The 22,850-nt window shown below is 61.0% G+C and carries 21 protein-coding genes; 10 read left to right on the top strand and 11 right to left on the bottom strand.

Annotation, left to right across the window (positions count from 1 at the left end; translation table 11 throughout):
- Positions 1-2: 2 nt before the first annotated feature.
- The 7 genes from ABHV46_RS13725 to ABHV46_RS13755 form a co-directional block, all read right to left on the bottom strand.
- Entirely contained in the window at positions 3-1,412 is a 1,410-nt protein-coding gene (locus ABHV46_RS13725; RefSeq protein ID WP_438381925.1) for a cytochrome ubiquinol oxidase subunit I, read from the bottom strand.
- An 84-nt stretch (positions 1,413-1,496) separates the two neighbouring features.
- Positions 1,497-2,558 carry a hypothetical protein gene (locus tag ABHV46_RS13730; RefSeq protein ID WP_438381927.1) on the bottom strand — a complete coding sequence of 354 codons (1,062 nt, stop codon included), beginning with the start codon at positions 2,556-2,558 and terminating at the stop codon, positions 1,497-1,499.
- Between the two features lie 330 nt (positions 2,559-2,888).
- Positions 2,889-3,632, bottom strand: coding sequence for a lysophospholipid acyltransferase family protein (locus tag ABHV46_RS13735; protein WP_438381928.1), 744 nt, complete (start codon positions 3,630-3,632; stop codon positions 2,889-2,891).
- Positions 3,633-3,864: 232 nt separating this feature from the next.
- The gene (locus ABHV46_RS13740; RefSeq protein ID WP_438381929.1) at positions 3,865-4,455 is read right to left on the bottom strand and encodes a YdcF family protein; all 591 of its coding nucleotides are present in this window, start codon (positions 4,453-4,455) and stop codon (positions 3,865-3,867) included.
- Positions 4,452-5,360, bottom strand: a complete 909-nt coding sequence (locus ABHV46_RS13745) for a cell division protein FtsX (RefSeq protein ID WP_438381930.1) — start codon at positions 5,358-5,360, stop codon at positions 4,452-4,454. The genes ABHV46_RS13740 and ABHV46_RS13745 overlap by 4 nt, the downstream gene beginning before the upstream one ends.
- Positions 5,357-6,037, bottom strand: a complete 681-nt coding sequence (locus tag ABHV46_RS13750; protein WP_438381931.1) for a cell division ATP-binding protein FtsE — start codon at positions 6,035-6,037, stop codon at positions 5,357-5,359. Before ABHV46_RS13750 ends, ABHV46_RS13745 begins: the two co-directional genes overlap by 4 nt.
- Before the next feature lie 36 nt (positions 6,038-6,073).
- Positions 6,074-6,484 (bottom strand): hypothetical protein, encoded by a 411-nt coding sequence (locus tag ABHV46_RS13755; RefSeq protein ID WP_438381932.1) that lies wholly within the window; start codon positions 6,482-6,484, stop codon positions 6,074-6,076.
- Between the two features lie 203 nt (positions 6,485-6,687).
- On the opposite strand from ABHV46_RS13755, the gene ABHV46_RS13760 reads away from it, so the two are divergent.
- The 5 genes from ABHV46_RS13760 (at position 6,688) to ABHV46_RS13780 (ending at position 12,907) form a co-directional block, all read left to right on the top strand.
- Entirely contained in the window at positions 6,688-8,559 is a 1,872-nt protein-coding gene (locus ABHV46_RS13760; protein ID WP_438381933.1) for a response regulator, read from the top strand.
- The gene (locus ABHV46_RS13765; RefSeq protein ID WP_336946489.1) at positions 8,556-10,481 is read left to right on the top strand and encodes a response regulator; all 1,926 of its coding nucleotides are present in this window, start codon (positions 8,556-8,558) and stop codon (positions 10,479-10,481) included. The genes ABHV46_RS13760 and ABHV46_RS13765 overlap by 4 nt, the downstream gene beginning before the upstream one ends.
- Positions 10,482-10,569: 88 nt before the next feature.
- Complete coding sequence (gene hslV, locus ABHV46_RS13770) at positions 10,570-11,148, top strand: ATP-dependent protease subunit HslV (RefSeq protein ID WP_438381934.1); 579 nt, start codon at positions 10,570-10,572, stop codon at positions 11,146-11,148.
- Positions 11,148-12,464 (top strand): ATP-dependent protease ATPase subunit HslU, encoded by a 1,317-nt coding sequence (hslU, locus tag ABHV46_RS13775; protein ID WP_438381936.1) that lies wholly within the window; start codon positions 11,148-11,150, stop codon positions 12,462-12,464. The genes hslV and hslU overlap by 1 nt, the downstream gene beginning before the upstream one ends.
- Positions 12,461-12,907, top strand: a complete 447-nt coding sequence (locus tag ABHV46_RS13780) for a SufE family protein (RefSeq protein ID WP_438381937.1) — start codon at positions 12,461-12,463, stop codon at positions 12,905-12,907. The genes hslU and ABHV46_RS13780 overlap by 4 nt, the downstream gene beginning before the upstream one ends.
- Positions 12,908-12,974: 67 nt before the next feature.
- On the opposite strand, the gene ABHV46_RS13785 is transcribed toward ABHV46_RS13780, so the two are convergent.
- Positions 12,975-13,217, bottom strand: coding sequence for a hypothetical protein (locus ABHV46_RS13785; RefSeq protein WP_438381938.1), 243 nt, complete (start codon positions 13,215-13,217; stop codon positions 12,975-12,977).
- A 156-nt stretch (positions 13,218-13,373) separates the two neighbouring features.
- Positions 13,374-15,794: a glucose/quinate/shikimate family membrane-bound PQQ-dependent dehydrogenase gene (locus tag ABHV46_RS13790; protein ID WP_438381939.1), complete on the bottom strand. Its 2,421-nt coding sequence runs from the start codon at positions 15,792-15,794 to the stop codon at positions 13,374-13,376.
- Positions 15,795-16,081: 287 nt separating this feature from the next.
- Here ABHV46_RS13790 and rpmI point away from each other — a divergent pair, with 287 nt between their 5' ends.
- The 5 genes from rpmI (at position 16,082) to lpxB (ending at position 21,567) form a co-directional block, all read left to right on the top strand.
- A complete protein-coding gene (rpmI, locus tag ABHV46_RS13795; RefSeq protein ID WP_023978115.1) occupies positions 16,082-16,285 on the top strand; it encodes a 50S ribosomal protein L35 in 204 nt (67 codons plus the stop codon).
- A 12-nt stretch (positions 16,286-16,297) separates the two neighbouring features.
- Complete coding sequence (gene rplT / locus ABHV46_RS13800; protein ID WP_147094196.1) at positions 16,298-16,684, top strand: 50S ribosomal protein L20; 387 nt, start codon at positions 16,298-16,300, stop codon at positions 16,682-16,684.
- A 118-nt stretch (positions 16,685-16,802) separates the two neighbouring features.
- Positions 16,803-17,873 carry a phenylalanine--tRNA ligase subunit alpha gene (gene pheS, locus ABHV46_RS13805; RefSeq protein ID WP_336946484.1) on the top strand — a complete coding sequence of 357 codons (1,071 nt, stop codon included), beginning with the start codon at positions 16,803-16,805 and terminating at the stop codon, positions 17,871-17,873.
- A gap of 4 nt (positions 17,874-17,877) precedes the next feature.
- Positions 17,878-20,340, top strand: coding sequence for a phenylalanine--tRNA ligase subunit beta (gene pheT, locus ABHV46_RS13810; RefSeq protein WP_438381941.1), 2,463 nt, complete (start codon positions 17,878-17,880; stop codon positions 20,338-20,340).
- 6 nt (positions 20,341-20,346) lie between these two features.
- Positions 20,347-21,567, top strand: coding sequence for a lipid-A-disaccharide synthase (lpxB, locus tag ABHV46_RS13815; RefSeq protein WP_438381942.1), 1,221 nt, complete (start codon positions 20,347-20,349; stop codon positions 21,565-21,567).
- Between the two features lie 7 nt (positions 21,568-21,574).
- Here the strand turns inward: lpxB and hisI are convergent, their stop codons facing one another.
- Both hisI and ygfZ read right to left on the bottom strand, forming a co-directional pair.
- Positions 21,575-21,997, bottom strand: a complete 423-nt coding sequence (gene hisI / locus ABHV46_RS13820) for a phosphoribosyl-AMP cyclohydrolase (RefSeq protein WP_438381943.1) — start codon at positions 21,995-21,997, stop codon at positions 21,575-21,577.
- Positions 21,994-22,734 (bottom strand): CAF17-like 4Fe-4S cluster assembly/insertion protein YgfZ, encoded by a 741-nt coding sequence (gene ygfZ, locus ABHV46_RS13825; protein WP_438381944.1) that lies wholly within the window; start codon positions 22,732-22,734, stop codon positions 21,994-21,996. Before ygfZ ends, hisI begins: the two co-directional genes overlap by 4 nt.
- Positions 22,735-22,850 lie beyond the last annotated feature (116 nt).

The raw sequence follows: 22,850 nt of genomic DNA on the forward strand, positions 1-22,850 counted from the left end.
GCTTACTCCGCCGGGTGATGAGAGATTTGGGTGATGCCAGCAGCACGATGCGGCTGATCACGCGGGGGTTCGTGCTCGTCCGTGCTGGGCTCCTTGGCGAAATCGCGCAGGAGAATGCCGATACCGGCAGTGAAGACGATGAAATAGACGATGACGAACGCCACCATCGATATCTCCATGTTCGGCAGCGTCACGGGGGATACGCTGTCGACCGTGCGAAGCAGCCCGTAGATCGTGAAAGGCTGGCGGCCGACTTCAGTGGTGACCCAGCCGCAAAGCAGGGCGATAAACCCGGCTGGCGTCATGAGCAGCGCGCCCCGCAGCAGGATCGGGTTGGTGTAGAACCCGCCTTTCCATCGCAGGAACAGCGAGAAGAAGCCGAGCAATGCCATGAGGCTGCCAAGGGCCACCATCACGCGGAAGGTGTAGAACACCACATACATCGGTGCGCGCTGGTCCTTGGGGAAATCCTTCAGACCCGGCACCTTGCCGTCGAGGCTGTGCGTCAGGATCAGCGAACCCACGAGCGGAATGCCGATCTTGTAGCGCGTTACCTCATGTTCCATGTCCGGTACGCCGAACAGCAGCTCAGGAGCGCGGCTCTCGGATTCCCAGTCGCCTTCCATAGCGGCGATCTTGGCAGGCTGATATTTCAGTGTGTTCAGGCCGTGGGCATCACCCGCCAGAATCTGGAGAGGCGCCACGATAGCGGCCATCCACATGGCCATCGAGAACATGACCTTGACCGCATCCGTGGGCGCGCGGTTCTGACGCTTGGCCTTGAGCAGATGCCATGCGCCGACACCGCCAACGATGAAGGCCACGCACAGGAAGGCGGCCAGCGCCATGTGCACCAGGCGGAACGGAAAGGACGGGTTGAAAACGATCGCAAACCAGTCAGCCGGCAGGAAGCGGCCTGTGGCAGCGTCGATCTTGTAGCCCTGCGGCGTCTGCATCCACGAGTTGGATGCCAGGATCCAGCTCATCGAAATAAGCGTGCCGATCGACACCATGCAGGTCGCGGCGAAATGCAGATGCTTGCCGACGCGATTGAGGCCGAACATCATCACGCCGAGGAAGCCCGCTTCGAGGAAGAAGGCGGTCATCACCTCATAGGCGAGCATCGGGCCGAGGATCGGCCCTGCTTTTTGCGAGAATTGCGACCAGTTGGTGCCGAACTCGTAGGACATCACCAGCCCTGAGACGACGCCCATGGCGAAGACGACCGAAAAGACGCGCAGCCAGTATTTGAAAAGGTCGAGATAGACGGGTTTGTCCGTCTTGAGCCAGAGGCCTTCGAGCACGGCCAGAAACGCGGCCAGGCCGATGGAGAAGGCTGGGAAAACGATATGAAATCCGACGGTAAACGCGAATTGCAATCGTGCGAGGAAGAGGGCACTCAAATCGGGCATTGCAGTGATCCGCGGCCATCAAGGCCAGTCGTGAAGGGGAATTGGAAACAGCCTACGCCATAAGGCGTCAGCTTCCCCTCCGGTTCATCGAGAATGCCCTGTTAATATCGCGAAGATGTGATTTTGCAATGAAATGTCATCCCTACCCACCGGAAAAGGCAGATCGAGCTGGTCCGGTATCCTTGCCGTTTGTTCATCGAGTGCCTTGAAGACCCCCGCATAAGCGGGGTCGGCGCGTAGCGATTCCGGGGCATGGGCAATTCCGTAACGAACAAAGCCCTGCAAGCCCGAGAGATGAGCCCAGAGTGTGCCCTCTCCGTCATGGGAGAGATTACCGCGCGCCATGCAGGAAAGAGGGCCAAGTTCGAAGGAGGCGGCCTGAATTAAATAGCGTCCATTTCCCATATCATGGGTCGATTGCGCTCCTGACTCGTGATCATCGCCCTTCAGCGCCGTGATGATCAGATGCAGGTTGCGAGGGGGCGGCAGCAGGGCAAGAAGCGTCCTGAGACGATTGTCTGACGAAGCTCGCATCGTGTCGGGCATGCTTGCGTCTGGCGTGACCCGGACAGGATCGGACGGGCCTTGCGTGAATTGCGGCAGCACCGTTTCGGCACGCAGCGCGGCCGCCCAGGCGGGGGAGTCCTGCCCGTTCTGGCTGCCGGGGATCAGTCGCGCCGTGAAACGCTGGAGTGAGAGCGCCTCGACCCCCTCGATGGGCAGCCCGGTGACCGTGACAGTTCCCGAACTCAGCGTCGTGGTGCGCGTCGAGGTCGAGAAACGGCCCTTTAGCGCGCCGGTCGTCAGCGTCAGGCGGTCGCCCAGCCTGAAGATCTGGGTGCCCTCGGCGTCGAGAGACAGAGAGAGGGGGCGAAACGGGCTTGTCGCAATGCTGATCTGTAAGCCTGCCCACAGACGGTTCTGCGGCCCGGTGAGCAACGGCCGCGTGAAGACGATCCGTGAGCCCCATGGGCGCCAGACGACGCGCTTCTCCTGCCAGGCGAGATGCCACCCCTCGGAGCTGAGCTGACTGGGCAGGGCGACAAGCTGTCGGTCGAGCCGGACGAGGCGCCATGAATCGGCCCCGATCGAGGCGAGTAGCAGAATCGTAACGGAAATCACGGCAAAGAAGAGGGGTTTTCTCACCGGAGTAAACCCCCGCCATTACTGCGCAAGCCAGGATCTCCACAGGCAGATTTCACACATCTTTTGAGAAAGAGCACAATTTATCCCCAGAGGTGAGACAGAGCTTGCAGCGTAAAGAAAAAGACTCTTCGACAGGGGGCTATGAAACCGCAAATGCCTGTGTTAGATGCCCCGACCGCTCGTTATTGCCGGGACAATACGGGGACAAAACCCAGGATTTAAGGCGATTGTCCCTTGACTCGCCTTCCGGCCCGCCAGATCAGGCACTTACGGAGCCGGATCGGGTTTCTCCCCAATCCATACCCCGCTTCTTCACAGGAAACTCTCCGGTCAGCGACCCGAGTCCACAGAGTTATCCACAGGTCTCGGCAATCCGTTTTCCACACAAAGCGTGTCCCAGGATTTGTAGATCGAATCGATCAGCGAGAGCCTTCCGGCATTAGCTGGAAGGGGAGCTCCGATAGCGACGACGATCGCGCCGGGGCGCATCATCCATCCTCGACGTGGCCAGTGCAGCCCGGAATTGGTGGCGACCGGAATGACCGGGGCGGCGGCCTGCTTGGCCAGGGCCACAATGCCCGGCTGTAGCGGCGCACGCTCGCCGGGCGGGGTGCGTGTGCCTTCCGGGAAGATGACGATCTGCCGTCCCTCGTCGAAATGAGCCTGTGTGGCCTTCATGAGCGCGCGCAGGGCCTTAGCCCCTGCGGCCCGCTCCACAGGCACCATGCCCGAGAGCAGCAGCATGGGGCCGATGAATGGAATTTTGGTAAGCTCTTGCTTGATGACATAGGCAGGACGCCTCGCCAAAATCATCCAGATGAAACCATCGAAATAGGCCTGATGCTGCGAGGCGATCAGGCAGGCACCCTCCGGCAGGTTCTCCGTGCCTGTGACACGCACGCTCACACCGCAGAAGAATTTCAGGCCCCAGAGCGTGAGCGATGACCAGAGCTGGGCATAGCGCAACGCCGCTTCATGGCGCCGAAGGGCGCGTATAGGCATTGCCCCAAGCCCCATCATCAGGGTCAGGATCACGAAATAGATGATGAAAAGAAGGGCGCGTATCCGGTTCATGAACTCCCCCAGTCCGGGCTCTCTATCCGATCGTCACCAGAGCCCTGTTCATGTGCTTTGGCTTGCAGGTCGGGCACCTGTCATCTGAGTAGGCACCCCGATCCGGCCGGTCGATTCTGTTTGATCCGAGAACCTCTAGAGCAACAGGCGCCCCTATGGAATTAGGCGCGGGGGTCTGGGTCGAATAAAGCCGCAATCTGTCGCGCCCTCGTCTGTAATCCCGTGGGCCGGTTCAGCCCGGCGGTGTCAGGTTGACGCCGCGTGACAGGCCGAGATGAGAGCCGATCCATTTCATGTATTCGTGGAACAGAAGCCGAAAGGTTGCACGATCCGGGCTGCGTCGCAGGGCAGGGGAGCGCACCGGATAGGGATGCAGGGCGAGATCGGGCGCAGCGCGATGCAGTTCGAGCATGGCGCGCCTGATATGATAGCCAGCCGTGACCACAAGCAGGGAATGGAGACCATTCTGCGCCGCCCATTCCGCTGTTTCCGAGCCATTGCCGATGGTCGAGACCGCTCTGCGCCCCAATGTGATGCGCGACGTCATGTCCGGGGTGAGGGCAATGGGGGCGTGCTCAGCGAGCTGTGCCAGAGTGGCGTGAGGCCCCACGCCTGAAATGAGCAGTTTTTTACCGACGCCCTTGTCGAGTAGCGACAGCGAGGCCTCTATCCTGTCGCGGCCGCCGGTCAGAGCGACGATACCGTCGCAATGGACCGGATCCGATATCGGATGAAGCGCATCGACACAGAACCACGCAAACCCCGCGCACCAAGAGAGGGCGAGAACGAGGATCAGGAAGGGTACGGCAAGCCAGAACTTCACGGTAGCCTCCGTAGCCACAGTCTCACGGTGTACTGGGCTACAGCGAAGCTCAGCAAGGCCACCAGAGCCGGCACGCATGCCAGAGACTGAAAGAGGGCTTGCGGCAGACTGGCCCAGACGGAGAGCCATTCCGAAACGCTCTGGGGCCAGAGGGAAAGCCCGGCGCTCTGCTGGTCCATGAAAGGCAGGATGAGCCGGTGCAGCACGGCGAGGGTTGCACTACCTAGGAGCGTGCCGAGCGCGCCGCCAGCAAGACCGAGCCCTGCGCTGCGCCAGGCGATGCGCCGCGCAATGAGACTGTCACGCGCGCCCAAGCCATGCAGGATCTCGATCGTGCGCCTTCTGGCGATCAGTGTCATGCGCACCGAGAGCGTCGTTACCCCGGCTGTGGCGAAGCCGGCAAGGAGCACGGCCAGCCAGGCGCAAGCCTGGAGACTCCGGCCCAGAAGAGTCAGCCGCTCGCCCCATTTGGCATTTTCCTCCAGAATCGCCGAAGGGGCGACCGTGTCGAGTATGGCGGGCAGGTCGGTCGCAGGCGCTCCGTTCTTTCGCGTTACGGCGAGTACGACTGGGAGATCGGAAAGCTCACCCTGCATCGCCCCGAGCCATGGTCGCAGAATGGCCCGTATCTGTGCCTCTGGCAGGGTGTCGACCGTTGCAATGCCCGGATCGCTGCGCAGAACGGCACTCAGCTTGTTCGCGGTTTCTCCGGCATCACCGGTGAAGTCGGGTATTTCGATCGTGACGTGCTGAGCGGCGCCATTTTCCCACTCACGCGAGAGGCTGCGTGCGGCGTTCCAGCCTCCGAGCGCCAGGGCCGCGATGGCCGCAACGGCGGCAATGACAGGAAGCAGCCCATGGTCGCGCCTGCTGAGATGTAGGCCATCGGGCAAAGTTCGGCTCATCGCGGCGTGATCCCCGCAAGGCGCCCGTTTTTCAGCGCGATGCTGGGATAGTCTACAGCACGAAGCAGGGCTTCATTATGTGTTGCGACAACGACAGTCGTGCCTGACCGGCTCAAGGCCTGCAGGGCTTCGACAAGTTGCCAGCTCTGCCCTTCGGCGAGCGCGTTCGTCGGCTCATCGGCCAGAAGAAGGGAGGGACGCATGACGAGGGCACGCGCGATGGCAACGCGCTGACGCTCGCCGCCCGAAAGCTGGTCGGGCAAGGCGTTCTTCTTGCTGCCCAGGCCGAGCCAGTCGAGAATGGACAGGATTTCCGCCTCGATCGTCTCACGCGTACCGCCCGCGAGTCGTAGGGGGAGAGCGATATTGTCGAAAACATCCAGTTCGGAGAGAAGGCGAAGATCCTGAGGAATAAAGCCGATTTTCTGTCGCAGCAGAGCACGTTGCCGCCGCTTGGCGGTCCTGATGTCGACACCCAGCAGCTCTACCTGCCCCTCATCGGGCAGGGATTCCAGATGCATCAGCCGTAGGAGGCTCGATTTGCCCGCGCCTGAGGGACCGGTCAGCCAGTGGAAACTGCCCTGAGGAATATCGAGGGTGATTCCTTCGAGAACCGGGCGCCCCTGGGCGCGTCGGCCCCTTTCATGGCGGTAACTGACATTGCGAAACCGGATCATGAACGCCCCTGGATCATGAACGCCTTGGGTGAGGAATTACATATTCCTTGCGGCGACGGCAGAGATCGTCGCGCCGACTGCCGCGATGGCCATCAGGAGAAAGCCGTCGAAAATCAGCCCGCCGGGTGTCATGACGTGGCTGCCGATCGTCAGGTGGTCCGGGATGCTGCCGACCACATGATTCATGACATCCTGAGCCTGCGGATCGCTCGAGGCGCTGCCCGTCGTGATGGCAGAAAGCGCACGGGGCAGGGCCATCCAGCCAATGCCGATGACGAGGCAGAGCGGTGCCAGGACCTCTGCAACCTGCTGGGCAAAATAAAAGGCGAAATGGCAGATTGCCCAGAACGTGGTGCCGATGAAACCGGGTCCGGTAGACTTGCGGGTCTCACGATCATCGCTTGCCTGGGCCAGACGTGACAGGGAAGGGCGGGATGGAGCTTCCATGGGGCGCTTTCAGCTTGTCGTAACGGGCACGGGAAAAAAGGCGTCCAGTCGGAGCTGGCCACGTTGTCTGTCGTTGAGGTAGCTGCCAGCGCGACGAAATGCAATGATTGGGAAAAGCCGATCCCGATAATCACCCATTCCGGAGCTTGAACGGTTACAGTCGTTCCTTGAGGCGTGTATGATATGATGGACCCCGATACTGAATGACCCCTCCCGACGCGCAACTTCCTCTCATCCTGATTGTCGAGGAATCGGACAGCCAGGCCCAGGCTCTTATCGCCTTACTCGATGATGCGGGGTTTGCCGTGCGTCGCGTGGCGAGTGGCGAAGAGGCGCTTTCCTGCCTCGATGACGGACTGCCGGACCTGGTCGTCTCCGACTATCATCTGCCGGGAATGAATGGCGGTCAGATGGCCCGTCAGTTCCGCATGAATGCCCAGACTCGCTCGATCCCCATCCTGATGCTTACCGAAGACGTGGCGCCGGGTCTCGAGCGCGAGGGGCTCGAGAGCGGGGCGGATGCCTATATCTCGAAATCGGCTCATCCCGACCTGCTTGTGCTGCGAATTCGGGCCTTGCTTCGTGAAGGGTCCGATTTCCTCCAGGCCGAAGAGGCCGGGCGTTTCCGGCGCGCGCGCATCGTCATCGTGACCAGTCCGAGAAGCGATGATTGCGAAGAAGATATCAGTGAGAACGCCAATTGGGCGCGTGATGCGTCAGGCGCCTCTCTAGGCGAATTACTCTGGCGGGACGGGCATACGGTCACCACTGTCACCGCGTCGAGCGAGTTGATCAATGGTGCATGGCTTGGCGGGGAGGAAGGGCCGGATTGTCTCGTGCTCGATCTCACCTCACGCCTGCTGGACGGTGTCAACTTCTGCAGACGCTTGGATGCGCGCCGTCAGGACGTTCTCGAAGCGGGCGGAACGTCCTTTCGTATTCTGGGGATTGTCGATGCAGACAGGTTCCGTCGTCACTCTGCGGCTGATCTGTTCGATGCCGGGCTCGATGACCTCGTGCCGAGCGATATCGCGCCGGATGTGCTTGCCCTGCGGATCAGGGTGCTGGTGCGGCGCAAACTGGCGCAGGACGAAATCAGACAGCAGGAAATCAAGCGTCAGGTGCGCGAAGTCGCCTTGCAGACGGCTCAGAGCGAGGCGCGCGCGATTGCTGCCAAGGCGGCCATGGCCGAGGCGCTCGCTCATGCGAATGCCGAGCTTGCCGACGCCAATGCCCGGCTGATCGAAACCCAGGCCAAGCTCGTGCAGACCGCCAAGATGGCGTCGCTCGGTGAGCTGGTGGCCGGTATCGCACACGAGATCAACAACCCGCTCGCGTTTACGCTGGCGCATGAGGAGACGATTGCGCGCGCCTTGCGCAAGCTGATCGAGACGGAGGGGCCGCTTCAGCCGTCCCAGCTTGCTTTGCTCGAAAAATGCTCGAACCGTATCGGAGCGATGCGTCTGGGCCTCCAACGCATCCAGAATCTTGTGTTGAGCCTGCGCCGCTTTTCGCGTCTCGATGAAAGCGCGTTTCAGGATACGGATGTGGTCGAGGCAATCGACACGGCGCTGGCGCTCCTCGCCCATAAATTCGGGCGTGAGATCACGGTCGAGCGGCATCTGATGGCGCCGCGTATGCTGGTCTGTCAGCCTGCGCTGCTGCATCAGGTTGTCATGAATATTGTCAGTAATGCTGCCGATGCCATCCGGTCACGCGCTGAGGTCGAAGGGCTGGAGCCGGGGGCACCGAGTGGCAAGATCGTTATCGAGACAGTGCTCCGGCAGAATGAAAATGGGGCGAATTACGTGATCAGCGTGGCCGATGACGGTCCCGGTGTGCCACCCGATTTGCGCGCCAGGGTCTTTGAGCCTTTCTTTACTACCAAGCCGGTAGGAATGGGCACAGGCCTCGGACTGGCAATTGCCTATGGTGTGATCGAGGCTCATGGAGGCTCGATTGATATTGAAGATGCCAATCTCAGCGGCGGTCAGGGGGTAGGGGCGTGTTTCACACTTTCCGTTCCCGTCAGACTGACCCCGACTGGCCCGGTTACGATAGGACGCAGCGCATGAAACGCACAGAGATGTCTGTCCCTTACGGGCGCAGCCGCATTCTCATCGTCGATGACGAGGCAGAAATCCTCGTCGCGCTGACCGATCTGCTGGAAGACGAATTCGATATCCTGTCGAGTACGGACCCCGTCGAGGCGCTAGGCTTTCTGAAAAAATCGCCCGATATCGCCGTTATCGTCTCCGATCAGCGCATGCCGAACATGACGGGCGATGTGCTGCTGAGCAAAGCGCGCGAGTTTTCCGATGCGCGGGGCATTCTGCTGACCGGCTACGCCGATCTGGCGGCTGTGGTTGCCGCTCTTAATCAGGGCCGTATTCAGTTTTACGCTCATAAGCCTTGGGAGTCGGACTCTTTGCGCGCCATGGTGCGCGAGGTGGCTGCCCATCACCGGCTGGAGCGCGCGTTGATGACCGAGCGCGTGTTGCTGCACGGCGCGTTGGAATCCGTGCCGATGAATGTCGTTTTCTCGGAAGCGGATGGCACGGTGCTGCGCCATAATTTCGATGTGGACGCGCCGCTCAATGCCAGGGGCGATATCGAGGAAGACACGCTTTTCGATGAAGCGCTACGTCCCGATATCACAGCCATGCGTGAAGAGACCAAGGAGCATGGGGAGGTCATGCGCCTCGTCTCCGAAATCACGCCGGGCGGCACGCGCTGGCACGAGATTTCGCGGCAGACTCTACCATGGCCGCGTAATGCGTCTGGCGTGCCGTATCCCGCTGCCCAACGCTGGCAGCTTAGTCTCGACCGTGACGTTACCGAGCGTCTCGCCATGGAAGAACGCCTGCGTCAGGATGACAAGATGCATGCGCTTGGCACGCTGGCAGGCGGCATCGCGCATGATTTCAACAATCTGCTGACTGCCATGCTGGGCTCGCTCGAATTGCTTCAGGACATGACACCGGCAAGTGATCCGATGGTGACGAAGCTTTTCGACAATGCCCTCGACTCCGCGCGGCGCGGCACTGTGTTGACGCGGCGTCTTCTGGAGTTCGGTCGGCCCAAACCAGTGGCGCTCAAGCCGGTCGATCTGGTCGAGCTGATCTGGAATATGCGCGATCTGATCGTGCAGAGTCTGAACCGAACCAGTGATCTGCGTGGCGAGACAGGAAGGTGCGTGCTGGATCTTGACGCCGTTCCGCGCGAATTACAGGTCGCACCGGTGCTGAGCGATTCGGGGCAGCTCGAAATGGCGCTGCTCAATCTCTGTATCAATGCCCGTGACGCGATGCCCCGGGGCGGGTCGATTGCCATCCGTCTGTCGAGCGAGACCAATGTGGTCGGTGCTCCCTGTGTCATCCTCACGGTGGAAGATCAGGGCTGCGGAATGCCGCCAGAAGTGGTGCGTCGCATTTTCGAGCCCTTCTTTACTACCAAAGGGCTCGGCAGTGGAACGGGACTGGGTCTTTCGACGATCTATGGCTTCTTGCAGCGCAGCGGTGGCGACATCCGCGTCGAAAGTGTGCCGGATGAAGGCACGAGCATGATCCTGACCCTCCCCGTTTGCTCCTTCGAGAGAGAGGAGGATTCGGCTCCCAGCAGCGAGGGCGCGCAGCCTATAGGGCCCTTGCGTATCCTGCTTGCAGATGACGAGCCCGGGGTACGACTCGTGACCGAGCAGTTTCTGACGCAGGATGGTCATCAGGTTGTCAGCGTTCCCGATGGCGCCGATGTGATCAGTCATCTCGAAACGGGCGAGGCGGTCGATCTGGTCGTGCTCGATCTGCTCATGCCGGGTATGGGCGGGCGCGAATGCGGGCTGATCGTGGCCGCGCGCTACCCCGAAATGCCGGTGCTTTACGTCAGCGGCTATGCAGATCCGCAAAATCTGCCTGCGCAGGCCTTCGTTCTGGGCAAGCCCTTCACGCCACAGGAGTTGCGCGAGGCGATCTGCGCCACGATGCGCAAGCGAGGCTGAGCCGCAGCGCAAGGCAAGCCATGATGGCCACGTCGTCAGGCAGGATTTCGATCTTGTCTGATGGCGCATACCGCTTATGTGAAGAGACATGCAGAACTCTTCTTCTCCTCATGATCCTGTCGGTTGGCATGGCACCACCATCCTCTGTGTTCGTCGCGACGGTCAGGTGGCCATGGCGGGTGACGGGCAGGTGACGCTCGGGCAGACCGTCATCAAGGCCAATGCCCGCAAGGTGCGGCGCATTGGCCCTAAAGGCGCCATCCTTGCCGGTTTTGCCGGGGCTACTGCCGATGCCTTCACGCTGCTCGAACGTCTGGAGGCCAAGCTTGAGCGCTACCCGGACCAGCTCGAGCGCGCTTGTGTCGATCTGGCCAAAGACTGGCGCACCGATCGCTATCTGCGTCGGCTCGAAGCCATGATGGCCGTGGCCGATGCGCATCGCTCCTTTACCCTGACCGGCAATGGCGACGTTCTGGAGCCCGAAGACGGCATTATCGCCATCGGTTCCGGTGGAAATTATGCCCTTTCCGCCGCGCGCGCGCTGATCGATATCGAGGGGCTGACGGCAGAAGATGTGGCCCGCAAGGCCATGAAGATTGCAGGCGATATCTGCGTTTACACCAACCACTCCGTTCGGGTGGAACTGCTCGGCGGGGAGTCGCTGTAATGGAAATTCCGAATTATTCACCGCGCGAAATTGTCTCCGAACTCGATCGCTTCATCATCGGTCAGAACGAGGCCAAGCGGGCTGTGGCCATTGCCATGCGCAATCGCTGGCGCCGGGCGCAGCTGCCGGATGGCTTGCGCGAAGAGGTCGTGCCTAAGAATATTCTGATGATCGGCCCGACTGGGTGCGGCAAGACGGAAATCGCCCGTCGTCTGGCCCGTCTGGCGCAATCGCCTTTTCTCAAGGTGGAGGCTACGAAATTCACCGAGGTCGGCTATGTCGGTCGCGACGTGGAATCGATCGTGCGCGATCTGGTCGAGGTGTCGCTCACCATGCTGCGCGAGGCGCGCCGCAAGGATGTGAATGCCAAGGCCGAGCTGGGTGCCGAGGCGCGGCTTGTAGACGCGCTCACTGGGGAGGGAGCCTCGGCAGACACCAAGACCAAGTTCCGTCAGATGCTGCGCAATGGCGAACTCGAAGAAAAGGAGATCGAGATTCAGGTCGGCCGCGAGGCGAGCCCCGGTGATATGCCGGATATGGCGGGTGGTACCGTCATGAATGCCGCAGCGTTCGGCGATCTGATGAAGAATCTGATGAATCGTTCGCCCCAGAAGCGTCGTCTGACCATCGCTGCAGCGCGCCTGCTGCTGATCCGTGAGGAGGCCGACCGGCTGATCGATAACGATGCCCTGACGCAGGATGCCGTGCGCCATGCGCAGGATCATGGCATCGTCTTTCTCGATGAGATCGACAAGGTCTGCGCGCGCTCGGGTGAGGGCGGGGGACGCAGCGGTGATATTTCACGAGAGGGCGTGCAGCGCGATCTGTTGCCGCTGATCGAGGGTACTACCGTCACGACCAAATATGGCCCCGTAAAGACTGACCATATCCTCTTCATCGCCTCGGGGGCATTCCATCTGGCGAAGCCCTCGGATCTCTTGCCCGAATTGCAGGGCCGTCTGCCGATCCGGGTGGAACTGGCAGGCCTCACGCGTGACGATCTCAAGCGTATCTTGCTGGAACCGGAGCATTCGCTGCTCAAGCAATATGTATCGCTGCTAGGCACGGAGAACGTTACGCTCATTTTCGAAGATGGGGCGGTCGAGGCGATGGCCGAACTCGCCGCGGACATCAATGAGCGCGTCGAAAATATCGGTGCCAGACGTCTGGCGACAGTGATGGAGCGCCTGCTGGAAGATATCTCTTTTCGTGCTTCCGATCGTGGTGGCGAAACGATTACCGTCACGGCGCTTGACGTTCAGGAGCGTGTGGCCCCCCTTGCGAGCAAGGGCGATCTCAGCAGGTTCATTCTGTGAGCGGCGCGGTATCCGCACCTTGGGTGCAGCCGGTTGACGGGTCGGCAGAAGAGGCAATTGCCGCGATCAGCGACGAACTGGCCATGTTCGATGACTGGATGGACCGCTACGAATACATCATCGAGATGGGCCGTGGTCTGCCTGCCTTTCCGACGGAGTGGCAGAACGACGCGCATCGCGTGCCGGGCTGTCAGAGCCAGGTCTGGCTCGAAGCGCATGAGTCGGACGGCGCCCTGTTTTTTGCCGGGGCCTCTGACGCGGCCATCGTCAGCGGATTGGTCGCGCTGTTGCTGCGTGTCTATTCAGGGCGCAGCAAGCAGGAAATCGAGGCAACCGACCCGAAATTTCTGCATGACTTCGGTCTGGTCAAGGCGCTCTCGACCAATCGAGGGAATGGCGTCGAGGCGATGGCGCAGGCCATCCGTGCTCGTGCCCGTGCCTGAACGAAAAAGACCCGGCTTTGCCGGGTCTTTGCGTTTCTGGTCTGTCGATCAGATCTGCTGAGTCGTCTCAGTTCTTGCCGGGCGCACCTTCGGCGGGCGTTGCCGCTGGGGTTTTTGGGGCGTCGTCCTTCGGTGCGGTATCGGCCTTGCACTTCATGAACTTGCCCTTTGCGTCGCGGCACTTCTCGGCCTTGGGTTTTTCGCATTTAGTGAATTTGCCGGTTGTGGCGTCACGGCAGGGTTTGGCATAGGCGGCTGGCGCAGCCGTTGCGCCGAGCAGGAGTGTCAGGGCAAGAAAACCGCGGAGCATGGCTCATTTCCTTTGTTTGAGAGTATTGCAACACTCTGACATTATGTTCGCCGGTGCAAGGGTTTTTGCCCCTTTCCCCTGGGTGTCGCTCTCTCTTCACAGGCCACAAAAAAACCCGCCGTGAGGCGGGTTTTTCCGTCGATCTGATGAACCGGATCAGTTCGGCAGGGCATAGGCGATGACGTAATCGCCCATCTTGGTGCCGAAGGAGCCGTGTCCGCCAGCATAGGTCACGATGTACTGCTTGCCATTGGCAGAGTAGCTCATCGGGGTGGACTGGCCACCGGCGGGCAGGCGGTCCTGCCAGAGCGTCTTGCCGGTCGTGACATCATAGGCACGGATGTAGAAATCCAGCGTCGAGGTCAGGAAGGCAACGTTGCCAGCCGTCGTGAGCGGGCCACCGAGGCTCGGCACGCCGATCTTCAGGGGCGGCAGCTGTACGGGCAGCGAGCTGTTGTACAGGCTGTCGCGCAGAGTGCCGTTACGATGCTGCCAGATCACCTTGTTGGTGCGCAGATCGATACCGGCCATGTAGCCCCAGGGCGGACGCTTGCAGGGGATGGGCAGGCCGATCTTGGTGGTGATCGGGTTCAGGAACGGGCTGAGCATGACGGCGTAAGGCGCGCCATAGTTATGCTGCAGACCGGTTTCGCCACCAGAGCCCTTGCGGTTGCCATCTTCCGGCCAGAGCGGGTTGCCCGGACCACGAGGTACCAGCTTCGACACGAAGGGCAGGGCGATCGGGTTGGAGATCGCGATCTGACGCTGAGGATCGACGGCCAGGCCGCCCCACTCGAAGATACCCAGATTGCCCGGGAAGATCAGCGAGCCACGCTCGGACGGCGGGGTAAAAGTGCCCTTGTAGTCGAGCTGATGGAAGGCAACGCGGCAGATCAGCTGATCGAACACGGTGCCACCCCACATGTCCTTACCCGTCAGCAATGCCTTCGGACGAAGGGTCAGATCGGAGAAAGGCTGAGTCGGCGCGACATGATCGCCCTTGGCAGCGCCCTGCGGCACGGGCAGCTCAGGAGCGCCCACGATCAGCTTGCCGTCACGACGGTCGAGCACGAACACGTTGCCCGTCTTGGCCGGTGCGTAGATGGCCGGAACGACCGTGCCGTCCTTCTGCGTGATGTCGACGAGGCTCATCTGCGAGGGCAGATCCATGTCCCACAGATCGTGGTGAACGGTCTGATAGCTCCAGGCAAGCTTGCCGGTATCGGCATGGAGGGCCAGAATCGCCGAGGCATAACGCTCTGCATCCGGGGTGCGGTTGCCGCCCCACTGATCCGGGGTCTGCACACCGGTCGGGATATAGATCAGGCCGAGATTGGCGTCATAAGACGCAGTGATCCACGAATTTGGCGAGTTGGCGACGTATTTGTGGTCGTCACTCGGCATCTGGTTCGGATCGGGGTTCGAGGTGTCGAACACCCAGACCAGCTTGCCCGTGAACAGATCGAAGGCGCGCGTCACACCGGAGGGTTCCTTGGTAGAACCGTTATCGGTGACGGCACCCGAGATGATCACGAGCTTGTCGGTCACGACCGGCGGGGAAGTCGGCTCGTAGCCGCCCACGTGGTCATAGGGCATATAGGGCGTGCGCAGATCGATTTCGCCATTCTTGCCGAAGCTCGGGCAGGCTTTGCCGGTCTGGGCATCGACAGCGAACAGGCGACCGTCATTGACGGGCAGGAACAGGCGCTCATGGCATTCATCCGGGGCAGGCGTGCCATCGGAGGTCACGGCGCTGGCGTCGGATTTATGATAGGTAACACCGCGGCAGGTCAGATGCTGAAAGCCCGGATTGACATAGAGATGGGGGTCGAACACCCATTTCGTCTTGCCGGTCGCGCCATCGACAGCCCAGAGCTTCTGGTGAAGCGAGCAGAAATACAGCGTGCCATCGATAGCCAGCGGCGTGGCTTCGTTGGTGGCTTCACCCGGATCGTTCGGCCCCTTGAGGTCGCCCGTACGCATCGTCCAGGCAACCTTGAGCTTGCTCACATTGTCTGAAGTGATCTGCGTCAGCGGTGAGAAGCGATCGCCATACTGGGTGCGGCCATAGGCCTGCCAGTCGCCATCGGGAACCTGCGACGCGTCGCTGCCTGCGGCAGCGATCTTGTCTGTAGGCAGGTTGCCTTCCTTGTCGCTCGGGTCCTGCACGAACGCGACGATCACGACGATCAGGGCGAGAAGTACGCTGCCGGCGAGGGGGAAGGTGGCAAGGCGGCTCGTGGTGATCTGCCGGCTGACGAAGGGCAGAAGCAGCCAGATGCCGAGAATGACGATGACGTCGCCACGGGGGACAAGGGACCAGAAATCGATGCCGATTTCGCCGATTGCCCAGGCAAGGGAGCCGAGGATGATGAGGGTGTAGAGCCAGAAAGCCGCGGGGCGGCCCGTCCAGACAAGATAGGCGGTGGCCAGAAGGGCGATACCGCAGACTGCATAATAAGGGGTGTCGCCATAGCTCAGGAGCCAGACACCGCCGAGTGTCAGATATATGCCACAAAGGGCAAATATCACGGCGGTGAGGGCTGCCCAGAACCGCGGCCGGGAAACCGTGTTCATGCGTCGTCCTATATGAGGTTTCGTGGTCGGAAACGTTGTGAAAAGAGACCGCGTGGAAAAAGGCGCAAATGTTGATCTACGTCAAGAACGTCCCACATTATGGTTAAGGTCCCATCTAACCTAAAGTAAATGTTTATGCGCGTTAAAATGGGTTGTGTAGGGGCAAGTTATCCTATAGGTGCCCCCTTTCGAACGCGCGTCCAGGCGATGGTAGGGCATGCCTGGCCGCTTGGTGGTGGTTGCGAGTGATCGCGACGAGCCGCCTGATATGTCGAGAGGAGAACGAAATGCCCAAGATGAAGACCAAATCGTCGGTCAAGAAGCGGTTCAAGATCACCGCGACCGGCAAGGTGATGTGCGGTCCCGGCAACAAGCGCCATGGCCTCATCAACCGTCCGCAGAAAATGAAGCGCACCAATCGCGGCCCGCAGACCATGACGGACATGGATGCGAAGACCGTGAAGCAGTGGGCCCCCTACGGACTGGCTTGAGGAGCAATATAAATGGCACGTGTTAAGCGCGGCGTAACGACGCACGCCCGTCACAAGAAGGTTCTGGATCTCGCCAAGGGTTACCGCGGCCGGTCTTCCACCAATTATCGTATCGCTCTTGAGCGCGTCGAGAAGGCTCTTCGTTATGCCTATCGCGACCGTCGCAACAAGAAGCGCGATTTCCGCGCTCTGTGGATTCAGCGTATCAACGCTGCCGTTCGCGAGCAGGGTCTGACCTACAGCAAGTTCATCAACGGTCTTGCAAAGGCTGGCATCGAAATCGACCGCAAGGTTCTGGCCGCCATCGCATTCGATGACGCTGCGACCTTCGCCGAAATCGTGAAGCTGGCGCAGATGGCCCTTGAGCAGCCTGCTCAGGAGCAGACGGCTCAGGCCTGATCTGCCGCTTCTCGGTTTTGCCGATTTGCAGATTTGATAGAAAACGGGCCGTCCTGTATCAGGACGGCCCGTTTTCTTTTTTGACGGTACCACCAGACGAACGATGGGACAGGCAGTGATGGGCGATGATCTGGAAGCGCTGAGAAGCGAAACTCTCGAAGCGTTGGCGCAGGCGCAGGATCACGCCGCCTGGGATGCCATTCGTGTCGGTGTGCTAGGCAAATCGGGCCGTTTGACCCGGCTGCTCAAGGAGTTGGGCAAGATGAGCCCCGAAGAGCGCAAGGAACGCGGCCAGGCGCTTAATCGCCTGCGTGATGCGCTCAATGGTGCTGTCGAGCAGCGCGGCCAGGAAATTGCCGAGGCCGCCCTCGAATCGCGTCTGAAATCCGAACAGGTCGATGTGACCCTGCCAGCCCCAGCGACTCCGCTCGGTCTGATCCACCCTATCAGCCGTACCATCGAGGAAATGACGGCTATTTTTGGCGCGATGGGCTTCAGCGTTGCCGAGGGGCCGGATATCGAGTCCCAGTGGCATAATTTCTCGGCGCTCAATACGCCAGATCACCACCCGGCGCGCACCGAGCACGATACGTTCTATCTTCCCGGCACGCATGAAGACGCCCCTGCGCGCGTTCTGCGTACCCAGACATCGGGCGTGCAGATTCGCACCATGCTGACGCAGGAGCCGCCGATCCGCATCATTGCGCCGGGCCGCACCTATCGCGCCGATCACGATGCCACCCACTCACCGATGTTCCATCAATGTGAAGGGCTTGTCATCGACAAGGGCATTACGCTCGGCCATCTCAAGGGCTGCCTTATCGAGTTCCTGCGCGTGTTTTTCGACAAGCCGAATCTGCCCGTGCGTTTTCGCGCGTCCTACTTCCCGTTCACCGAGCCTTCAATGGAGGTCGATATCGGCTGGTCACGCCAGACGGGCGAGATCGGCGGAGGCACCGACTGGCTTGAGGTTCTGGGCTCGGGCATGGTGCATCCGCGCGTTCTTGCCAATTGCGGCCTCGACCCTGCGGTCTGGCAGGGCTTTGCCTTCGGCATGGGCATCGAGCGTCTCACGATGCTCAAGAACGGTATCCCCGATCTGCGCTCTTTCTATGAGAGCGATCTGAGATGGCTGCGCCATTACGGCTTCTCCTCCCTGTCTTCCGTCAGCCTCGCGGAAGGAGTCTGAAACCATGAAGTTCACCCTTTCCTGGCTGCGTGAGCATCTCGATTTCACGGCCTCGCTCGACGAGATCGTGAGCGCTCTCAATACGATCGGCCTTGAGGTCGAGAGCGTCGAGAACCCGGCTGACAGCCTGCGCGGCTTTCGCGTGGCGAAAATTCTTGAAGCCCATCGTCATCCCGATGCCGACCGTCTTCAGGTATGCACCGTGGCGGCAGGGGGCGATTATGAGAAGGTGCAGGTCGTGTGCGGCGCGCCGAACGCGCGCACCGGGCTGCATGTGATCTTCGCCCCACCGGGTACCTATATTCCCGGCAGCGACATCACCATCAAGGCAGGCAAGATTCGCGGTCAGGAGAGCGGCGGCATGCTGTGCTCGCTGCGCGAACTGGGCCTTGGTGCCGAGTCCGACGGCATTGCCGAGTTGCCTGAAACGGTGGTGCTCGGTCAGGCCTATGCCGATTATGCGAGGCTCGACGATCCGGTGATCGATATCTCGATCACGCCGAATCGTGGTGACGCGCTGAGTGTGCGCGGTATTGCGCGCGATCTGGCGGCTTTCGGCCTCGGTCATCTCAAACCCTGGCTTGTGGACACGGTTGAGGGGCGTTTTCCTTCACCGATTTCATGGAATATTCAGTATGAGGCGGCTTGTCCCTTCGTCGCCGGGCGTCTGGTGCGTGGTGTCAGGAACGGCCCGAGCCCCGACTGGCTGCGCCAGAGGCTGGAATCGATCGGGCTGAAGCCCATCAGCGCGCTGGTCGATATCACCAATTTCCTTACCTTCGATCTGGGGCGCCCGCTCCATGTGTTTGACGCGGCGAAGATCAGCGGAACGAGTCTGTCGCTCACGCGGGCGGCACGTGAGACCTTCCGCGCGCTTGACGGGCGCGACCTCGTTCTTGGCACCGATGATCTCGTCATTGTCGATCAGGCAGGGGTCCAGTCTCTGGCCGGGCTGATCGGCGGCGAGGCAACGGGCGTTTCTGATGAGACTGTCGATGTGTTCATCGAAGCGGCCCTGTTCGACCCCGTGCGTATCGCACTGACCGGGCGTCGACTGGCCGTCCACACCGATGCGCGGCAGCGTTTCGAACGTGGGATCGATCCGGCACTGGCTCTTTCCGGGCTTGAGGCGGCTACGCGTCTCGTTCTCTCGCTTTGCGGTGGCGAGGCCAGTGACGTCACAAGTGCTGGGAGCGTGCCCGACTGGCAGCGTGAGGCCTGGCTGCGTTTCGAGCGTCTCGAAAGCCTCGGTGGGGCGCAGATAGAGTCCGATGAAGCTGTGCGCATTCTCGAGCATCTCGGCTTCGAGGTGAAGGAACGTGACGAGGCCCGTGCCCGTTTTGCGGTGCCGTCCTGGCGTAACGATGTGGCAATGGGCGTGACCCTCGATCAGGCGCCGCATCTCGACCCAAATCAGGCACAGAGCGCGGCGGCTTCAGTCCACGCGATCGAGGCAGAAAACGACCTGATCGAGGAAGTGCTGCGTATCCACGGTCTGGATTCGATCCCGCCGCAGGCTCTGCCTCAGAAGACGGCCATCGCTGGCCCTGCTTTGACGCCAGCACAGAAGCGTCTTGGTGACCTGCGTCGTCTTTGCGCGATGCGTGGCCTTGTCGAGACGGTCGGTTTCTCTTTCGTCTCGCATGAAGATGCGCTTTTGTTCGGTGGCGCCCCGGAGGGTTTGCGCCTGCTGAACCCGATTGCGTCGGACCTCAACCAGATGCGCCCGACGCCTCTGGTCAATCTCGTGCGCGCCTGGCAGCGCAATGCGGCGCGTGGCTTCGCCGACGCAGCACTTTTCGAGATTGGACCGTCCTTTCATGCCGATGGTCAGAAGCTGCTGCTTGCCGGGCTTCGAGGCGGTGAAACGCCACGGCGCCCCGGTGTGCGGGCTCAGGCCAGAACGCTCTGGGACACGAAGGCCGATCTGATGGCGGCGCTGGAGGCGCTCAAGCTTCCCGCCGAGGCCCTGAGCATCACGGCCGATGCGCCGGGCTATTATCACCCCGGTCGCTCGGGTGTCGTACGTCAGGGGCCGAAAATGGTTCTCGGCTTCTTCGGCGAGCTTCACCCCCGTGTCACGCGGGCAATGGGGATCGACGGAACGTTGGTCGCGTTCGAGATCTTGCTCGATGCCGTGCCGCTGCCCAAGGTGAAGCGTCGTCAGGCACCGGTTCTGTCGGCTTTCCAGCCGATCGGGCGCGATTTTGCCTTCCTCGTTTCGCCCGGAGTCGAAGCACAGGCTGTGCTGAAGGCGGCGCGCGGTGCCGAGCGGACGCTCATTACCGATGTCAGCCTCTTCGATGTTTACGAAGGGGCGCCGCTTGAGGCTGGGCATCGTTCGCTCGGTATCGAGGTGACGCTCCAACCGGTCAAGGCCAGCCTGACCGATGAAGAGATCGAGGCCGTTTCCGAGAAAATCATCGCTGCTGTTGCCAAGGCAACCGGCGCAACCCTGAGGCGCTGAACGCTCATGCCCCAATCAGCCATCGCTCCTCGTGTCATCTGGCTTCTGGCAGGTGAGGCCAGCGGCGATGTGCTGGGGGCACATCTCATGCAGGCCCTTCATGCGCGTGATCCTCATCTGATTTTCGTCGGAATCGGCGGTCCACGTATGGAGGCCCTGGGGCTCAACAGCCTGTTTCCCATGCGTGATCTGGCTGTCATGGGGCTGGTGGAGGTGTTGCCGCGTATCCGGCAGCTTTCCCAGCGTCTCAATGAAGCGGTCAATGACGTGGTGCTGCGTCAGCCGGACATGATCGTCACGATCGACTCTCCTGGCTTTGCGCTACGGTTTCTCAAGCGACTGCGTGACCAGAACGTCCCGAAGATCCATTATGTCGGCCCTCAGGTCTGGGCCTGGCATGAGAAACGCGTACACAGTTTTCCCGAACTCTGGGACAGGCTGCTCTGCCTTCTGCCTTTTGAGGTCGAATGGTTCGCCGAGCGTGGGGTCGCGGTCGATTTCGTTGGTCATCCCGTGCTGCAATCAGGCGCCGATCAGGGCGATGCAAAGCGCTTCAGGCTGCGTCACGGGCTGAGCGCGCAAGCGCCTGTGCTGATTCTGATGCCGGGTAGCCGCCGGTCGGAAGTGCCGCGTCTTTTGCCTGTTTATGGCAAAATGCTGTCTCTGCTGCAGAAACGTCTGCCGGATATATGCCCGGTGCTGCCGCTTTCCCCACTCGTCGCCCAGACGGTCAAGGCCGCGGTGGCAAAATGGCCGGTCAAGCCGATCATCGTGACCGAGTTGCATGACAAGCATGATGCCTTTGCCGCAGCGGGCGCCGCGCTGACGAAATCGGGCACCTCGACGCTCGAACTTGCCTTGGCTCATGTGCCCATGGCTGTTGCCTATCGCGTCAATCCGGTAACAGCGTTCATGGCGCGCCGTATGATCAAGGTGAAATATGTCGCCATGGTCAATCTCCTCGCCGGGCGCGAAGTCGTGCCCGAACTGCTTCAGGAACGCTGCACGCCGGAGCAGCTTGCCGACTCGGCTTATGCGCTGCTGACCGATCCGGCTTTGGGAGAAGCGCAGAAAAATGCGTTCGACGCGGTCATGGCCCAGCTCAAACCCGAAAAATCGGACAAGCATAACGGCACGCCCTCCGATGCTGCGGCGGAAGCTGTACTGCGGATTCTGAACGAGAAGTCACGCAGCGCAAAGAAAGACGGTGCCGCAGAACGGGGATGACGCGCGTTTAATGGCCTTTGCCGTAGAGTGCCTCTGCTGAGATCTCCGGGGCGGAGGTGTCGCGCAGCCCTTCGGGCGTGACCTCGTGATAAAAACAGCTCCGGCGCCCGGTATGGCAAGCAACGCCCTTCTGGTGGACGAGAAGCAGAACAGCGTCACGATCGCAATCGAGACGGGCCGAGACGAGCTGCTGGGTCTGACCCGAGCTTTCCCCCTTGCGCCACAGCGTATTGCGGCTGCGCGAGAAATAGCAGACCCGCCCTGTCTCAAGGGTCTCTGCCAGCGCCTCGCGGTTCATCCAGGCGAGCATCAGGATTTCATGCGGCGCCTCAGCGGACTGCGCCATGGCTGCGATTAGTCCGTCCTTGTCGAATTTGACCGTATCGAGAAGGCTGTCCAGCCTCTGACGGTCGGGGGGGGAGTAGCTCATGGGGTCTCTTCTCTGAACCAGTCGGGTAGTTGGGGGGTGAGGGTCTGCCCTTCATGCGTGACGTCTTTCGCCCAGAATTCACGCCGAAGAAGGGCAAGGCCATGCGTGCCGATACTGCTGCGCATCTGGCCGATCTCGCGTTCCCCATCCATCAGGATCGTGCCGGAAGGGGGCAGGGCCCGATCGCTTTGTACGGGCACGAGGCGTTTCTTGACCAGTCCCCGATAATGGGTGCGCGCCGTGAGTTCCTGTCCCATATAGCAGCCTTTCTGGAAGGAAATGCCGTTCAGCCAGTCGAAACTGGCTTCAAGCAGCAGGGTCTTTTCGCTCTCACAATCGCTGGAATCGGTGAGGCCGAGGCTCAGGCGATGTGTGTGATAGGCGTTCAGGGTCTCGTTATTGCCTGTGCTTTCAGCGTGAGCGATGCGACGTGAACCTGCAGTGTCGAGCCTGGGGTCGGCTCGCGCGTCACCGGCATTCTCGTTGCCCCAGACCGCCTCCACGGCGAGGTCGGTTTCCTCGATCTGCACATCGGCACGCAGTCGGAAGCGTGAGAGCCGGGTGCGCAGGAAAGCCGCGTGGCCCACTGGCACATCGAGAAAAAGGGTCTCGGCCTCATGCCAGATGAAGAAATCGGAGAGGTACCGCCCCTGTGGCGTCAAAAAACCCGCCCAGATCAGTTTGTCGGAATTGGCCAGAGTCACGTCATTCGAGACGAGCCCCTGAAGGAAACTCACCCTGTTTTGTCCGCTGACGGAGAGGACCGAGCGGTCCGTAAGCCATGCTCTTGCCATTATAGGTCTCCAGTTCGGACAGTATTGGTGGGAGATGCGGGTTGCGGCGCCCGGAAACA

The sequence above is a fragment of the Asaia sp. BMEF1 genome (assembly GCF_051628905.1).
GTDB lineage: Bacteria > Pseudomonadota > Alphaproteobacteria > Acetobacterales > Acetobacteraceae > Asaia.

Excerpts from the sequence above, each read along its gene's own strand:
- ABHV46_RS13725 (WP_438381925.1), bottom strand. The coding sequence starts at position 1,412 with ATGCCCGATTTGAGTGCCCTCTTCCTCGCACGATTGCAATTCGCGTTT.
- ABHV46_RS13735 (WP_438381928.1), bottom strand. The coding sequence starts at position 3,632 with ATGAACCGGATACGCGCCCTTCTTTTCATCATCTATTTCGTGATCCTG.
- ABHV46_RS13745 (WP_438381930.1), bottom strand. The coding sequence starts at position 5,360 with ATGAGCCGAACTTTGCCCGATGGCCTACATCTCAGCAGGCGCGACCAT.
- ABHV46_RS13750 (WP_438381931.1), bottom strand. The coding sequence starts at position 6,037 with ATGATCCGGTTTCGCAATGTCAGTTACCGCCATGAAAGGGGCCGACGC.
- ABHV46_RS13755 (WP_438381932.1), bottom strand. The coding sequence starts at position 6,484 with ATGGAAGCTCCATCCCGCCCTTCCCTGTCACGTCTGGCCCAGGCAAGC.
- ABHV46_RS13760 (WP_438381933.1), top strand. The coding sequence starts at position 6,688 with ATGACCCCTCCCGACGCGCAACTTCCTCTCATCCTGATTGTCGAGGAA.
- ABHV46_RS13765 (WP_336946489.1), top strand. The coding sequence starts at position 8,556 with ATGAAACGCACAGAGATGTCTGTCCCTTACGGGCGCAGCCGCATTCTC.
- hslV (WP_438381934.1), top strand. The coding sequence starts at position 10,570 with ATGCAGAACTCTTCTTCTCCTCATGATCCTGTCGGTTGGCATGGCACC.
- hslU (WP_438381936.1), top strand. The coding sequence starts at position 11,148 with ATGGAAATTCCGAATTATTCACCGCGCGAAATTGTCTCCGAACTCGAT.
- ABHV46_RS13785 (WP_438381938.1), bottom strand. The coding sequence starts at position 13,217 with ATGCTCCGCGGTTTTCTTGCCCTGACACTCCTGCTCGGCGCAACGGCT.
- ABHV46_RS13790 (WP_438381939.1), bottom strand. The coding sequence starts at position 15,794 with ATGAACACGGTTTCCCGGCCGCGGTTCTGGGCAGCCCTCACCGCCGTG.
- rpmI (WP_023978115.1), top strand. The coding sequence starts at position 16,082 with ATGCCCAAGATGAAGACCAAATCGTCGGTCAAGAAGCGGTTCAAGATC.
- rplT (WP_147094196.1), top strand. The coding sequence starts at position 16,298 with ATGGCACGTGTTAAGCGCGGCGTAACGACGCACGCCCGTCACAAGAAG.
- pheS (WP_336946484.1), top strand. The coding sequence starts at position 16,803 with ATGGGCGATGATCTGGAAGCGCTGAGAAGCGAAACTCTCGAAGCGTTG.
- pheT (WP_438381941.1), top strand. The coding sequence starts at position 17,878 with ATGAAGTTCACCCTTTCCTGGCTGCGTGAGCATCTCGATTTCACGGCC.
- lpxB (WP_438381942.1), top strand. The coding sequence starts at position 20,347 with ATGCCCCAATCAGCCATCGCTCCTCGTGTCATCTGGCTTCTGGCAGGT.
- hisI (WP_438381943.1), bottom strand. The coding sequence starts at position 21,997 with ATGAGCTACTCCCCCCCCGACCGTCAGAGGCTGGACAGCCTTCTCGAT.